This window comes from Roseibium sp., from assembly GCF_965276855.1.
GTDB lineage: Bacteria > Pseudomonadota > Alphaproteobacteria > Rhizobiales > Stappiaceae > Roseibium.
Map to the genome: position 1 here is coordinate 4,993,090 of NZ_OZ255700.1, position 12,551 is coordinate 5,005,640.

General features: G+C 54.7%; 13 protein-coding genes and 3 tRNA genes. 10 read left to right on the forward strand and 6 right to left on the reverse strand.

Translation table 11 applies throughout. The features are described from left to right. On the reverse strand, nt 1-852 hold the full coding sequence (locus tag ACQY4Z_RS23130) for a GNAT family N-acetyltransferase (RefSeq protein WP_428525215.1): 852 nt from the start codon (nt 850-852) through the stop codon (nt 1-3). Between the two features lie 265 nt (nt 853-1,117). On the opposite strand from ACQY4Z_RS23130, the gene ACQY4Z_RS23135 reads away from it, so the two are divergent. Continuing rightward, the gene (locus ACQY4Z_RS23135; protein ID WP_209175182.1) at nt 1,118-1,795 is read left to right on the forward strand and encodes a hypothetical protein; all 678 of its coding nucleotides are present in this window, start codon (nt 1,118-1,120) and stop codon (nt 1,793-1,795) included. Beyond that, entirely contained in the window at nt 1,792-3,729 is a 1,938-nt protein-coding gene (locus ACQY4Z_RS23140; RefSeq protein ID WP_428525217.1) for an adenylate/guanylate cyclase domain-containing protein, read from the forward strand. The genes ACQY4Z_RS23135 and ACQY4Z_RS23140 overlap by 4 nt, the downstream gene beginning before the upstream one ends. Nucleotides 3,730-4,013: 284 nt before the next feature. Here the strand turns inward: ACQY4Z_RS23140 and ACQY4Z_RS23145 are convergent, their stop codons facing one another. The 3 genes from ACQY4Z_RS23145 to ACQY4Z_RS23155 form a co-directional block, all read right to left on the reverse strand. Further along, on the reverse strand, nt 4,014-5,573 hold the full coding sequence (locus ACQY4Z_RS23145; RefSeq protein ID WP_428525219.1) for a caspase family protein: 1,560 nt from the start codon (nt 5,571-5,573) through the stop codon (nt 4,014-4,016). Nucleotides 5,574-5,867: 294 nt separating this feature from the next. Then, nucleotides 5,868-5,943: transfer RNA gene (locus tag ACQY4Z_RS23150), tRNA-Glu, on the reverse strand. Nucleotides 5,944-6,114: 171 nt separating this feature from the next. Next, nucleotides 6,115-6,555 carry a VOC family protein gene (locus tag ACQY4Z_RS23155; protein ID WP_209175233.1) on the reverse strand — a complete coding sequence of 147 codons (441 nt, stop codon included), beginning with the start codon at nt 6,553-6,555 and terminating at the stop codon, nt 6,115-6,117. A 51-nt stretch (nt 6,556-6,606) separates the two neighbouring features. On the opposite strand from ACQY4Z_RS23155, the gene ACQY4Z_RS23160 reads away from it, so the two are divergent. The 6 genes from ACQY4Z_RS23160 to ACQY4Z_RS23185 all read left to right on the forward strand — a co-directional run bounded on the left by ACQY4Z_RS23160 (nt 6,607) and on the right by ACQY4Z_RS23185 (nt 10,715). After that, a complete protein-coding gene (locus ACQY4Z_RS23160) occupies nt 6,607-7,377 on the forward strand; it encodes an SIR2 family NAD-dependent protein deacylase (RefSeq protein WP_428525222.1) in 771 nt (256 codons plus the stop codon). A 146-nt stretch (nt 7,378-7,523) separates the two neighbouring features. Then, the gene (locus ACQY4Z_RS23165) at nt 7,524-8,105 is read left to right on the forward strand and encodes a cold-shock protein (RefSeq protein WP_428525224.1); all 582 of its coding nucleotides are present in this window, start codon (nt 7,524-7,526) and stop codon (nt 8,103-8,105) included. A gap of 194 nt (nt 8,106-8,299) precedes the next feature. Further along, on the forward strand, nt 8,300-8,797 hold the full coding sequence (locus ACQY4Z_RS23170) for a DUF192 domain-containing protein (RefSeq protein ID WP_428525226.1): 498 nt from the start codon (nt 8,300-8,302) through the stop codon (nt 8,795-8,797). Between the two features lie 120 nt (nt 8,798-8,917). Beyond that, a complete protein-coding gene (locus ACQY4Z_RS23175) occupies nt 8,918-9,349 on the forward strand; it encodes a hypothetical protein (protein WP_428525228.1) in 432 nt (143 codons plus the stop codon). Between the two features lie 374 nt (nt 9,350-9,723). Then, nucleotides 9,724-9,800 (forward strand) — tRNA-Pro (locus ACQY4Z_RS23180). A gap of 201 nt (nt 9,801-10,001) precedes the next feature. Beyond that, nucleotides 10,002-10,715: a hypothetical protein gene (locus ACQY4Z_RS23185; protein WP_428525230.1), complete on the forward strand. Its 714-nt coding sequence runs from the start codon at nt 10,002-10,004 to the stop codon at nt 10,713-10,715. Here ACQY4Z_RS23185 and ACQY4Z_RS23190 read toward each other — a convergent pair. Both ACQY4Z_RS23190 and ACQY4Z_RS23195 read right to left on the reverse strand, forming a co-directional pair. Next, a complete protein-coding gene (locus ACQY4Z_RS23190; protein WP_428525232.1) occupies nt 10,687-11,202 on the reverse strand; it encodes a hypothetical protein in 516 nt (171 codons plus the stop codon). The genes ACQY4Z_RS23185 and ACQY4Z_RS23190 overlap by 29 nt on opposite strands. A gap of 25 nt (nt 11,203-11,227) precedes the next feature. Next, nucleotides 11,228-11,476, reverse strand: coding sequence for a hypothetical protein (locus tag ACQY4Z_RS23195; protein ID WP_428525234.1), 249 nt, complete (start codon nt 11,474-11,476; stop codon nt 11,228-11,230). Nucleotides 11,477-11,908: 432 nt separating this feature from the next. On the opposite strand from ACQY4Z_RS23195, the gene ACQY4Z_RS23200 reads away from it, so the two are divergent. Together ACQY4Z_RS23200 and ACQY4Z_RS23205 are read left to right on the forward strand one after the other, a co-directional pair. After that, complete coding sequence (locus tag ACQY4Z_RS23200) at nt 11,909-12,214, forward strand: ETC complex I subunit (protein ID WP_428525236.1); 306 nt, start codon at nt 11,909-11,911, stop codon at nt 12,212-12,214. Between the two features lie 112 nt (nt 12,215-12,326). Beyond that, nucleotides 12,327-12,403: transfer RNA gene (locus tag ACQY4Z_RS23205), tRNA-Arg, on the forward strand. The last annotated feature ends 148 nt before the right edge of the window (nt 12,404-12,551 follow it).

The window sequence follows — 12,551 nt, forward strand, 5'->3', positions numbered from 1 at the left end:
TTATCCAAGCTCAAAGGTGGTGATGCCAAACTTCTGATCAAGCGGCAGGTCGGGAGCAGGGCCCTTATACATTCGGAACGTTTCGAACTCCGGTGACAGCTCGTATTTCTCAGCGAGTAAGAGGGCAGCCGCATTCGGTTCCGGGATGTCCAGAATGATGGTCAGGCCTTTCACTTGACCGGCGAGGGCGCGGAACAGTGTGTCCGCGATTTCCGGTGTGTCGGCGAACAGAGGCCCGATTTTGAACCCCTCCAGACATTGACGCAGCACTCCATAGCCTTGAATTTCGCCGTTTTCGACAAAGGCAAAACCTTGTCGGGTTTGGGCTGTGGGGGCGGTCCAAAGTTTCAGGAAGTCTGTTCTCTCATCCGGGAAAAACTTCCGGTCGTAGTCAAGAACGGACGGAAACAGGCCCTGGCCAATTGGCGTCAGCCGGGAATCCATGGGGGTGTCGCACATGGCAATGCCCGCGTAGCGCACGTTCCGGTAGACAGGTTTGAACCCATGCTTTGCGTAGCGCGGCGTCTGTTCTTTCACCGCATCCAGACCAATGGTTCGACCATGAAGATAGGTCATGGCGTGATCCCAGACCAATTGTCCATGTCCCTTGGAGCGGTGATCCGGGTGCGTGATGAACAGGCCGATGAAGCCGAAACCATCACCGTAACGAACACCGGAGATGACTGTGACAAGTTCCCCATCGATTTCGCCGGCGAAAAAACCGGAACGATCCGCCTCTAAAAACGCCAAGCCATCTTCATGACCCGGGTTCCAACCTTCGTTCGCGGCCCAGTCGATTGCGGTCTGGATATCCTCGGCGTTCAAGTTTCTTATGTTCAATTGGACCGCCATGGTGCCTCCGAAGCGTGCATGATTTGTTGGACTGACAAGACCATAAAATGAGTCGATCACGGCTCAAAATTGACATTGAGCGGGCAGCTGCCGCGAAAAGACAGAAATCCCGTCGCAATTTTACCAAGTAATTTCCAGATGTTGCAGCTGGTCCGGTGTTTTTGTGACCAAGACCACATGTCTGGCGCCGTCCGGTGCTATAATCCATTCAAACAAACGGCTGCGATCCTGCGCCGTATTGTGCGTGAATTTTCAGGAGACCGTCATGAAGACCGCGTTTGGCTTCTTCTCACTCTATCCGAAATCCATGGCTGCTGGTTTGGCCGCGGCCGGTATTGTGGCAAGTGCCGGCGCTGGTTTTGCCGAGCCCTTGGCCCTCGTTTTGGACAAGTCAAAGGCTGTCGCTTTTCCAGCATTCAGCGAACTCTCAGCCGGAGATGTTGTCGAACTTGGCAATTCCGGACACATTGATCTCCTCGACTACAGCGCGTGCCGCGAGGTGCGGATAACCGCCGGCCGCGTGGTCTTCACGTCCACCGGATATGAAGTCGATGGGGGAGAAGAGAAAGAACTGCGGGCCGGCAATTGCCTGCAAGCAGACAGCGGAACGGATCCGGACACTGCTGACAAGGGCCTGACCGTCACACTCCGCAGCATCAAGGCGGCCAACAAAACAGCAGCCTCTCTGATGCTCCGTTTCGACGACCAGCTGAAGACCGAATATGACAGTGTGTTCGTGTCCTTTGAAGGCGGTGAACCGAAACGGTTCGAACTCGGTGAGAATGTCTTGACCGATATGCCGGTCCGCGATGAGGAGACTGACAAAATCGACGTGCAGCTCTTCTTGCAGAGCAGCACGGCCGATGGTGAAGTTGTCATGCGGGAGTTCACGATCGATCCGGCGACTGTTGGACGGAAGACGGCTGTCGTAGTTGTAAAATGACAGCGGGGCGTCCGTTTTCAGTCCATTTACTTGGCCGCAAACGGCTGACTGCTGTAATCGCGTTTCTGGCACTTGCTGCCGGAACGGCCCTTGGTCTTGGCGCCCAAAACGCCATTTGGGAAGGCTGGTTTGTCGATCGGCTTTTTCAGTCCAAGTCTCTGTTATCTCAGAAAGAAAAGAACCAGCGCGCACCGGTGGCCGTTGTCGGGCTTGACCAGGTGTCTTTGAATTCCGACCGGCTGGCGACTGTCCCTCGTGTTTTCATGAGCCCTGTATTGGCAACGGCAGGGCAGGCGGTTCTGGACGCTGGTGCGGCCGGCGTCGGCTATGATTTCGTATTTGCCTTTAGCGCCGATTCTTTTGCTGACCCCAACACCGGCGAGGAGCGCCTGCGCGGCTTTGACCGGCCGTTCCTCAGGTTTCTCTATCAAAACCGAGGTAAGGTCTTTGTGTCGCGCACAAGTACAGGTGTGCCCCACAGGGCTATTTCCGCCGCTGCCGGCACGTCCGGCGTCCGCTTTGCCGAAGTTACGCCCGATACGGATGGCGTCGTCCGCCGGCACATGCCAGAGCTTCCGCTCATCGACTCTCCCTTGTTGATTGATGCCTTATTGGCGAGCGCGGACGCCGCCATCTCGACAAGTTACACGATGATCCCGGAACATCGGCTTGCGTCATCAATACCGTACCTGTCCTTGATTGATTTGCTGGCGCTGACCGAAACAGAAGCGGGTAGGGCGCAAATCAAGGCGTTTTCTGAAGGGCGGGTGATCCTGTTTGGCAGCACCATGCCAAATGAGGATGAACACCTTTATTCCGACAGGTTTTTACCGCAGCTGACCGCCGAGCTTGCTGAAACGGGTGAGAGTGGTCGTCCTGGGGTCCGGCATGCGACTGCCGGTGTTTTTGTTTTGGCCGACATGGTCGGGGCGGCTTTGTCAGGCCGCATTGCCCTAGATCCGCCAGTTGGCACTCTGGCACTGCTGGCCTTTGTCTTTGCGGTCGCCGGAACTGCGGCAGGCCTGCTTCTTCCCCTGTCGATTTTGCCTGTGGTCGCCGTTGGTGGCATATCGGTTGCGTTCGGCATCAGTTTTTTAGGTTTGCAATCGGGCTACCTGATTGCGCCGGGCGTTGCGCCTGTAGCTGTGATCGCGGCGATGATTGTGGCCGCGATTGGCAAGGTCGGTGTTTTGCAACGGCGTCAACGTTCCTTGGTCAACCTGTTCGGTCACTATCTGTCCGAGGATGTGATCAAGCAAATGGCGGATTCCGAGGAACTTCCGGCCCTTGGGGGGGAAACGCGTCACGTGGTCGTGGCGTTTCTCGACATCGTCGGCTTTACAAAAATGTCGGAAAAACTGCCCGATCACGAGGTGGTCCGGGTGGTCAACACCTGTTTTGATATGATCGGGCAGGTCATTACCAAGCATGGCGGTTACATCGACAAATACATCGGCGATGCCATCATGGCCGTCTGGAATGCACCGAATACGGTCGAAAATCCCGAACAAGCGGCTGTCGACGCCTCTCGTGAGATCATTGCCCTGCTGGATGAGATCCGAAAAGAGACAGGCCAAGGCAGCCTTGATCTCCGCATTGCCTTGAATGCCGGTCCTGTGCTTGTCGGAGACATTGGCGGAGAACACCGGCGCTCCTTTACCGTTATGGGCACCACCGTCAACACGGCCAGCCGGATCGAAAGCGTTGCGAAGGACAGGAAGGTTCGGCTGGCGTTCAGCGACCCGGTTGCCAGCAATCTGCAAGATGGATATCCGATCAAGAACATCTGGAGCGGCAGATTGCGTGGCCTCAGCCACGACACTCACGTTTTCACTGTCGATGACCCTGCAGTTTTCATGGGCGGCGAAATACCCTCGGTGCCGGGTGGCGAAGCGTCAGAACGACCGGTCAACTTGGTCAAGTTTCCAAACTAACCTTTGATATGTCGGTAATCTGTTCCAATTTGCCTGAGACCGAGCGGCTGTCAGGTCGCTTGGGATTTAGAGGGAGGCAGGTGCTGTGCAGTCGAACTCTCCGGAGGCAGCTAGAGCATACGCATTACTTAAAGGGGTCAAAGACCCTGCGCATTCTGTGTTCAATTTCGAAGCTTAATTGATCTTTTGGCCGGATTATTTGATGCGAAGAAAGGCCGGTTATTAACCGGCCTTTTATGACTCTTTCGTTGTCCCGACAAATGGGGCAGGTCGAACACGATTAGTCAGTACCGGCTGCCGATGGCTCCGCCAATGATGCCGCCTACAACGCCGCCCATGAACGCTGCACCCGCGGTGTTGCCACCGTTGTTGTTGTTTTGCTGGCGTGTGTTCTGATTGCGGTTGGTGGCCGTGTTGGTGCGCGTGGTGCTGCTGCGGGTTTTATTAGCTGCAGCCGCCGCCGCCCGCTTGCGATTCACTTCGGCCACATAGGCTGCGTATTGAGCCTCGGTCTGAGACGTCAGCAGCACGTATTGCGCGGCCGTGAAGTAGCCACTCGGGACCAAACCGTTCTGGGTCTGCCAGGCAGTGATACCAGCGCGGGTTTTTGGCCCAAACGCGCCATCGGGACGACCGACATTGTTGCCGGAGAGGTTCAGCCGTGTCTGGACTTCACGGCGTGCCGTGCGGTTCCAGCCGATAGACGCTTCGGTATCTGCAGTGCCTGCAACAGATTTTTGCGGGTCTGGGAGATTGGTCGCAGTTGTAGCCACACCAGTCTCTGTTGCGTTGTCAGTTGCTGTCGAGTTCCGGGACGCAACTTGCGTTCCAGACTGAAGGCGCTTGATGGCGTTCCGTGCGAAGTTCTTGAAGGTGCCTTCCGGATAAGCAGAAAGATAAGCTTCATAATCGGCAACCGTGTCGCTTTCCTTCACGGTGTTCCAAACCAGCTTTTCCCGCTCCCAGGCTATCGTGGATTGGGTTACTGCGGCAGAGGCTGCCGGAGCAGTCGCCTGCGGCGTTGATTTGGCGGTGTCACCAATGCTCGCAACTTGCTGAGAACCCACATCTGCTTGTTTGTTCAGGAATACCTCTCCAATCAAGGAGGCGTTCACCCACGGGCGCTGCCGCTTTTCTGTTGCATCGTAAACGTCACCGGTGACCCGTGTCATGACCGTTTGAATGGACGCATTGGGGGTGTCGATGTGACGGATAAGAGCCGATGTAAACGGCGAATTGCTGCCCTCACCATCGAGAGCTACATCGCCCGGGCTGGTTGAAAATGCAATTACAGAGCCTTCACCACCGGTCTCCTGGACTTTGATCTCGGCAAGACCAGTGCCGACACTGCCAGACCGGCTCGGCCCCATGCGGCGGGCCAAAGTCCGGGCCAGCGGGTTGTCACGGCAGGCATCAAGGAAGACCATCTGTACTTTCACGTCTTTCGACATCTGGCGCATGATGAAGTCGACCGAGATTGTCTCAAAATCAATCGAGGTCTCGTCTTCTATTCTGGCGTCAACCGGGATCAGAAGGTTTTGGCCGGCGATCTGCATGCCGTGGCCTGCATAAAAGAGAAGCGCAATGTCGGCGCCATAGGCCTTTTTTGCGAACTCCATCACCGTCCGGCGCATGTCCGAATAGGTCTGGTCCATGCCGGACACAACGTCGAAACCAAGGCCGCGGAGTTTTCCGGCCATTACCTCTGCATCGTTTGCCGGGTTCGGCAGTGCGACCGTATGTTCATACGCGCCATTGCCGATTACAAGCGCAACGCGTTTCGCCAACGCAGGTGATGTGCCTGCCAATGCAATTACAAGCACGGCGATCAAGTGTTTGAACATCTCCATGTCCTTTCATCGATCTGGTGTCGCCGGTCGGTTGGTCCGATCTTGTTCAGATATTTGTTCGTTTCTGAACTCATAATACCTGCAGAGGCGCTTTTAGATTGTAATGTGTGTCACAAGAGGCCGGAAAAGACATTTTGCTGTCAGACAATGAAATGAGTCCAGCAATTCCGCCAATTTCGTATGCCCCAAATCGGCCACGATTATAGACGGCGCCAAGCAAATTGGCCACGACTAAGTCTGCGCTTGGAAAACGCAGTCCCAATAATATTGAATTTGTTGGGAAAGAAATGGCACGCCCAACGGGACTCGAACCCGTGTTTCCGCCGTGAAAGGGCGGCGTCCTAGACCGCTAGACGATGGGCGCGCGGTCGACGCAGATGCGTCGTGGGGAGGCTTATAGGCGGGAAATGATTGGCCCGCAAGTGCCTTTTGGAGAAAATTTCACAGGCCCGGAAACCCGGGCCTGTGCTTGTTGAAAACCGGCGATCAGCCGGCAATCACTTCTCTGAGCTCGGCGGGGATACCCTTAGCCGGATCACCACTCGCCGGTGTTGCCCATCGACGCCCAAGGTTCCTTGATTTCAAGGGCCTGACCTTTTTGCAGAAGCTCGAAAGAGATGTTGTCCGGGGAGCGAACAAACGCCATGCGGCCGTCCCGCGGCGGGCGATTGATGGTCACACCTTTGCTCTGCAATGCTTCACAGAACTCATAGATGTTGTCGACTTCATACGCGAGGTGACCGAAGTTGCGGCCGCCGGTGTATTCTTCCGGGTCCCAGTTATAGGTGAGTTCTAGAACCGGACGAGCGTTTTCCTTCGCGCTGTCAACGTCATCAGAGCTTGCCAGGAACACAAGAGTGAACCGGCCTTGTTCACTCTCGTACCGCCGTGTTTCGGTCATGCCCATTTTGTTGCAATAAAAGTCGAGTGATTCTTCCAAATTGGAAACACGAACCATGGTGTGCAAATAACGCATGTCTTACCCTCTTTAGCAGCGTTTAAATTTGATGGAGCAACGGACCGGCTCATGAAGATCATCACCGAACTGGCCGAAGCGCAGGAATTTGTGTCGTCTTTCGCCGAAAAGGCCCCGGGATCGATCGTGGCGCTCACGGGTGCTGGCATCTCGACCGATTCCGGTATCCCGGATTTCCGGTCACCCGGTGGTATTTGGTCTCAGCGCGCTCCTGTTCAATATCAGGATTTTCTGGCTTTTGAAGAGAGCCGGCTTGAAGACTGGGACCGCCGGTTCGAAATGCAGGCGTTTTTTTCAGCCGCAGAACCGAACGCGGCGCATCTTGCGCTGAGTAATCTCAGCGCAAAAGGACAGCTGTCGACTTTGATAACGCAAAATGTCGACGGATTGCATCAGCGATCTGGAGTTTCAGCGGACAAACTCATCGAGCTGCACGGCAATTCCACCTATTCGACCTGTCTGGAGTGTGGCCGTCAGGCCGCTCTGGAGGATCAGAGAGAACTGGTAGAGGCCGGGACCAGTCCGCGCTGCAGGTCGTGTGGCGGGCTTTTGAAAGCTGCCGTCATCAGTTTTGGTCAGGCGATGCCGGAGAAGGAAATGGAACGGGCCGTGGACGCATGTCAGTCCTGTGATGTGTTTCTCGTGCTTGGTTCCTCGCTGGTTGTGCATCCGGCCGCCCAACTGCCGGTTCTTGCCGTGCGCAGCGGCGCGGACCTGGTGATTCTCAACCGCGAGGAAACGCCGATCGATTCGATCGCTACAACGATCTTGCGAACGCCACTTGCCGCGACTTTTGCAAATTTTCCCATGAAATCGGCGTAAATCGTTGAAATGGTCTGTGGTTAGTCCGTTAATTTCTCTTTCCGGCAAAATGTGCGGTGTTATCCTTTTGTTAGGAATCAGCTGATGGGCGCGCCGTTATTGGGTCCGGAGCTGGTAGATGTGCACCAGAGACGGGACATTTGATTATGGGGGTTAAAGCCGCACGGGATCCCCGCGCACTCGAAGACCTGACGGACGATGTTGCCGTCGATGTATTCGAGGTTGCCGGAACGATTAAATGGTTCGACGTCGGTAAGGGCTACGGCTTTATCGTGCCGGACAGTGGCGAGACAGATATTCTGCTTCATGTGACCTGCCTCAGGCGGGACGGTTTCCAAACCGCTTACGAAGGCGCGCGTGTCGTGTGTGAGGTTTTGGACCGGCCACGTGGGCTTCAGGCCTTTCGCATTTTGTCCATGGATGAGAGCACGGCCGTTCACCCGTCTCAACTTCCGCCGTCACGGACCCACGTTCAGGTGGTTCCGGAAGGCGGATTCGAGACTGCGACAGTCAAGTGGTTCAACCGCGTGAAGGGCTTTGGCTTCCTGACACAAGGTGAGGGGACCGAAGACATCTTCATCCACATGGAGACGCTCCGCAGGTATGGCATCACCGAACTTCGGCCAGGGCAAGAGGTGCTGGTGCGCTTTGGGACTGGCCCGAAGGGACGCATGGCTGCGGAGATCCGGCCAGTCGGAAGCGGAACGCATATTCCAGCGTCCCATTGATCTGCACATATCACAATCGTTTCACGGCCGGACATGTTCCGGCCTTTTTAAATGGTGTAACTGAACTAAAGCAAATCGCGTTTGCGGGGGTTCAGATTTCGCCGCCACTCGGCTTTGCCTCGTACGCAAAACCTGAGGCAGCCTGAATTCAATGAAGCGCGAGACGCCATAGACCTGTCGGAACCGGAGTTCTCATGAACGCGTACCAATTGCACCGATACGTTGCCCTGGCCTTGTGTGTAGCCTTTGCCATCTTTTTGAGCGCCGTGAGCAACGTCTCGATCGCCGGAAACAGTCAGACGCTACCGACCGAGCCGTTGACCGTAATTTCCGGCGCGAACGAACACCGGTTCACGGTGGAAGTGGCGTCCACGGACACGCAGCGTGCGAAGGGGCTTATGTTCCGGGAAGAAATGGCGGCCGAACATGGCATGCTGTTTATCTTTGATGGCGAATTCGAGCGGCATTTCTGGATGAAAAACACACCGCTCCCGCTTGATATCATTTTCATTTCTTCCCAAGGCAAGATCGTCAGCATTGCCGCGGACACAACGCCGTATTCGGAAAGAGTTATTCCGTCCGGCGCTCCGGCAAAATTCGTTCTTGAGCTCAATGCAGGAACTGCGGCAAGGCTTGGCATAACCCCGGGAGATGAAGTTGTTGCCAGCTCGATGGGGCTGAATGACGCTTGACTTGGCCAAGGGTTTGGCGCGCGTTTGGGTCTCTTTTTGGTGCTTAGTGAAAGTAATCTTTGCTTGGCTTTAAAGAGACCACATTGCCAATCACGGAGAGGATTTTCAGAGGAGGTCGGAATGAGTAAAATACTCTCTATGGGTGTGCGCGCATTTACGGCATTTGTCGTGTCGATCCTCTTGATAATTTCTGCTGTCGCCGAACCCTGGCCGCTTCGATTTCTGGAGGTGAAGCCAAGCGCAAGCACAAGAGTGGATTTATCTTTTGTGGGGCGTCACTCGGTATTGGTTGTTCTTCCTTATGTTCGTACAATAGGAAAAGTTAAGGGGCATGTTTACCTGATTTATTGGAATAATAAGCCTTTTACAACTCAGCAAGGTGACTGCTGGATATCTGGATATACGTCTGTTCCTCCTGGTAGTCATGCTTCGGTTATGTACATTACTGGTGAGTTGAAGCAGTGGGCCTGGTATTACGGTCACGGGATTTCGTCTACGAAGTTTTCCGGGAAGCCAGGGGGAGCAGTGGTGCAGTGCGTTTTGTCAACTTGAGGTGCTCATATTTATGCGTTGTCTCTTGAGTTGGGCGCATCCGTTGACGGAATACATTGGGGTCTAATGGGGGAGCGATTCAGTCTTGTCGGCGGCTGCGCATGGTTTGGCCATGTTGGGTATCAGCACCCCGTCAAGAGTGCGGAGAAACAGCCTCTAGGGAATTGACCCCAAGTAGCCGCAGGCAAGGCCGAACCACTCGAGAATAACGAAGCCCCAGACATGCAGTTCGGATAAGGAACAGAGCGAGAACCGATTTCGGTACTATTTCGGGACTCTTTCGTCAGAACTTGTCCACAAAGGACATATTTTCACGGTCTGTTCTCGCTTGACGGCACCGTCTCAGAGCTATAAACCCAGCGAAATCAGGACGTCGGGGTATAGCGCAGCCTGGTAGCGCATCTGGTTTGGGACCAGAGGGTCGCAAGTTCGAATCTTGCTGCCCCGACCATTTCTCTCCTCTTTATATTTCCTTGCCGGCAAACCGGATAAGCGGTCAATTGTTTGGATTTGGGCGGATTCAAGCTCGTCTTTGAGGAAATCGGGGAAGTTGTGCTCTTTTTCTTGTGCATCCCTCAGCCGTGTATCACCCTTGCTGTGGGGACGGGGAGAAGAGCGGCAGGACCGCTTTGCCCGTTGTAAGCAGGGCAAGATGATCAGCGATCCAAAACACCAGACGACATTGGAGGTTGCGGCAGCGATCGCCGCGGTCAAGGCGCAAATTACGCGCAGTGGGCTTACTGTAAAGGAAAGCAGCGATTTCAGCGCCTTTGAGAAGACCATTCGCAAGACCGAAGACAAGTATCTGATGGAAGACTTCTCACCCCGTTTTTTTGATCTCCACGGGTCAACGGCATTTTGGATCGGCGCGGTCAATGATCATGGGAATGTTGTTTCCGTTCAGGCGGCGAAGGTGGAAGACCTGCAGGACCGCAGCCTTGCCGAACACTGGGAGCAACAGCAGAGGCGGATATTCGTTGACCCGAACCCGCAGGCGCGGTTTGGCACCGAACATGCGCATGATGCGTATTTTCTCCGTGGCAGAATCGTGTATCACGGCAATTTGTGGCTGCGCCGGGATGTGCGCGGAAAGGGGCTCGCCGAGCCGCTGACCCAACTTGGTTTTCTTGTCGCTCTGCTGAAGTGGTCACCCGACTATCTGTACGGCTTGATGGCAGCATCTGCCGCTGAAAAGGGATTTGGCATCCGGGTTGGCTACAGGCGATTTGTGCCGCGCGGCACCCATTGGGACCTGCCTCCAGGACACATCCGGCCGGATGACTGGCTGGTGTATTCAACCCGCAGCGACCTTATCGGCCTTGCGCAGACACTCGCATCTACAGACGGCGTTGCAGATCCTGAATGACGCCATAATAGGCGCAGATCTGATAAGTCGCCGCCGGAGCCGGCCGAATACCTACAATCAGCCGTTCGAATGCGATTTCGTAGGTCTCGCCGTCGAGGGAGAGCAGCGTGCGTGCATAGCCGTAATATGGCCGCAGGTTGAGCGCTGACTTGTAGGCGTCGGCAGAAGCCTTTTCCAGATCCAAATCCGGTGTGCGCAATCCGGTTGCCGGGCTACTGCCGGCCTCCGGGCTCGCCCACTGTTCGCCGAACAGCAATCTTTGACTGGAATCGCGTCCGACATAGAAAATCGGGGGTGGTGCGGTCTCAGAAACCTTGTCAGAGCACAGGCTCAGGTAGTTGATATAAGGTTTGAGTGTGTCCGGCGTGGCCTGATGCGACGCAGATTGTATCGCTTCATAAAATTCAGACAGTTTCGGGTCGGCAAGGCCCTGTTCTATTACCTTGGTCCCAAGTTCCGTGAATGTTGAGGCCGGACGTGTTAGCACAGTATTACGACACCTGTTATCTGTGTTACCGGTTGAACGCCGACAATAGCAATGACATGACGTTGAGGAATTCCTCTTGCTTCTCAGGCGGAAGGTCTGCGACGTCCTCAACGGCATAATCGAGTGTTAAAATCATGCTCCACATCTCGCTGAGATTTGCAGCTTCAATGTCAGCGCGCAGCCCTATTGGGTCCAAATGCCTTGTTTCGGGTAGCTCAACCGTAATCCCGTTATCGGTCTTTAGACCAAAGAGATTCTGGAAATGATGTTGCATGACGGGCCTTCCTTTTCGTTGGGTGTTCGGTCTGATTGTTATGGGGCACCGGACACCATCTTTGCCGTTGTTCCGTTTTTATTGCCAAGCAATGCAGGCTTCAGAACTCTTCAGCAGTGTGCACTCGTAACTTTCTCACGTTAGGTCAATTGATAGCATAGGTTGTACCTCGGCGCTATGCCCCGTTCACGTCCGGCTGCCGGTTTCGGTGCTATCGTTAATCAGGTTTTTCATGCCTATCAGAATTTCGGAGTGAAATGCCCGCCGGTGATTGTTCCGGTTCGAAGAGAACGCGCATCCAGCCACAAACGTTGGGCAACAGGAAGGGGATTACAGGACAGTTGATATCCAGATATTGACTTCCGCGGCAAAGGAGTGAACAAGCAACGTTGAAATCCGCAACATGTTCGAACTTGGAACAGGATACGACGAATGGTGGCGCGCATTTACCGGCCGGCCAAGACGGCGATGCAATCGGGCAAGGCAAAAACGCAAAGATGGGTGCTGGATTTTGAACCCGAAGTTGCCAAGTCTGTAGAACCTCTAATGGGGTACACTTCATCGTCGGACATGAAGCAGCAGGTTCGGATGGTTTTTGAAAGCCAGGAAGAGGCAGTGGCGTATGCCAAGCGGCAGGGTATTCCGTTCCGGGTCGAGAAATCGCAGGCGCGCGTGGTGCGTGGTGCGGCCTATTCTGACAATTTCAAGTTTGACAGAGTGGCGCCCTGGACACACTAAAGAGTTTGAATTGCCGCAGGCCTTCCAATGATTTCCTTGTTGAAATCAGGGATTTGCTGTCGACAGGTCAAGCGGATTTGCCGCACAAAGGACTGGCCTCAGGTTTGGTCACGGCCCCGTAGCTCAGCTGGATAGAGCACTCGCCTTCTAAGCGAATGGTCGCAGGTTCGAATCCTGCCGGGGTCGCCATTTTTATAACTAATTGAAAATAATAAGTTATTTCGATTTTGTCCCGCGCCAGTACGGTAGGGTGCGGGACTGTCGGTTCATTTTCTGTCCAGCAACTGGCTGTGTTCCAGCGCCAACGTCTTCGTGCCTGCACATGTGTGAGAGTGTT

What these genes read in the sequence shown, in the direction of transcription:
- ACQY4Z_RS23195 (WP_428525234.1), bottom strand. Translation starts at nt 11,476, where the DNA reads ATGCAACATCATTTCCAGAATCTCTTTGGTCTAAAGACCGATAACGGG.
- ACQY4Z_RS23160 (WP_428525222.1), top strand. Translation starts at nt 6,607, where the DNA reads ATGAAGATCATCACCGAACTGGCCGAAGCGCAGGAATTTGTGTCGTCT.
- ACQY4Z_RS23130 (WP_428525215.1), bottom strand. Translation starts at nt 852, where the DNA reads ATGGCGGTCCAATTGAACATAAGAAACTTGAACGCCGAGGATATCCAG.
- ACQY4Z_RS23135 (WP_209175182.1), top strand. Translation starts at nt 1,118, where the DNA reads ATGAAGACCGCGTTTGGCTTCTTCTCACTCTATCCGAAATCCATGGCT.
- ACQY4Z_RS23155 (WP_209175233.1), bottom strand. Translation starts at nt 6,555, where the DNA reads ATGCGTTATTTGCACACCATGGTTCGTGTTTCCAATTTGGAAGAATCA.
- ACQY4Z_RS23140 (WP_428525217.1), top strand. Translation starts at nt 1,792, where the DNA reads ATGACAGCGGGGCGTCCGTTTTCAGTCCATTTACTTGGCCGCAAACGG.
- ACQY4Z_RS23200 (WP_428525236.1), top strand. Translation starts at nt 11,909, where the DNA reads ATGGTGGCGCGCATTTACCGGCCGGCCAAGACGGCGATGCAATCGGGC.
- ACQY4Z_RS23165 (WP_428525224.1), top strand. Translation starts at nt 7,524, where the DNA reads ATGGGGGTTAAAGCCGCACGGGATCCCCGCGCACTCGAAGACCTGACG.
- ACQY4Z_RS23170 (WP_428525226.1), top strand. Translation starts at nt 8,300, where the DNA reads ATGAACGCGTACCAATTGCACCGATACGTTGCCCTGGCCTTGTGTGTA.
- ACQY4Z_RS23175 (WP_428525228.1), top strand. Translation starts at nt 8,918, where the DNA reads ATGAGTAAAATACTCTCTATGGGTGTGCGCGCATTTACGGCATTTGTC.
- ACQY4Z_RS23145 (WP_428525219.1), bottom strand. Translation starts at nt 5,573, where the DNA reads ATGTTCAAACACTTGATCGCCGTGCTTGTAATTGCATTGGCAGGCACA.
- ACQY4Z_RS23185 (WP_428525230.1), top strand. Translation starts at nt 10,002, where the DNA reads ATGATCAGCGATCCAAAACACCAGACGACATTGGAGGTTGCGGCAGCG.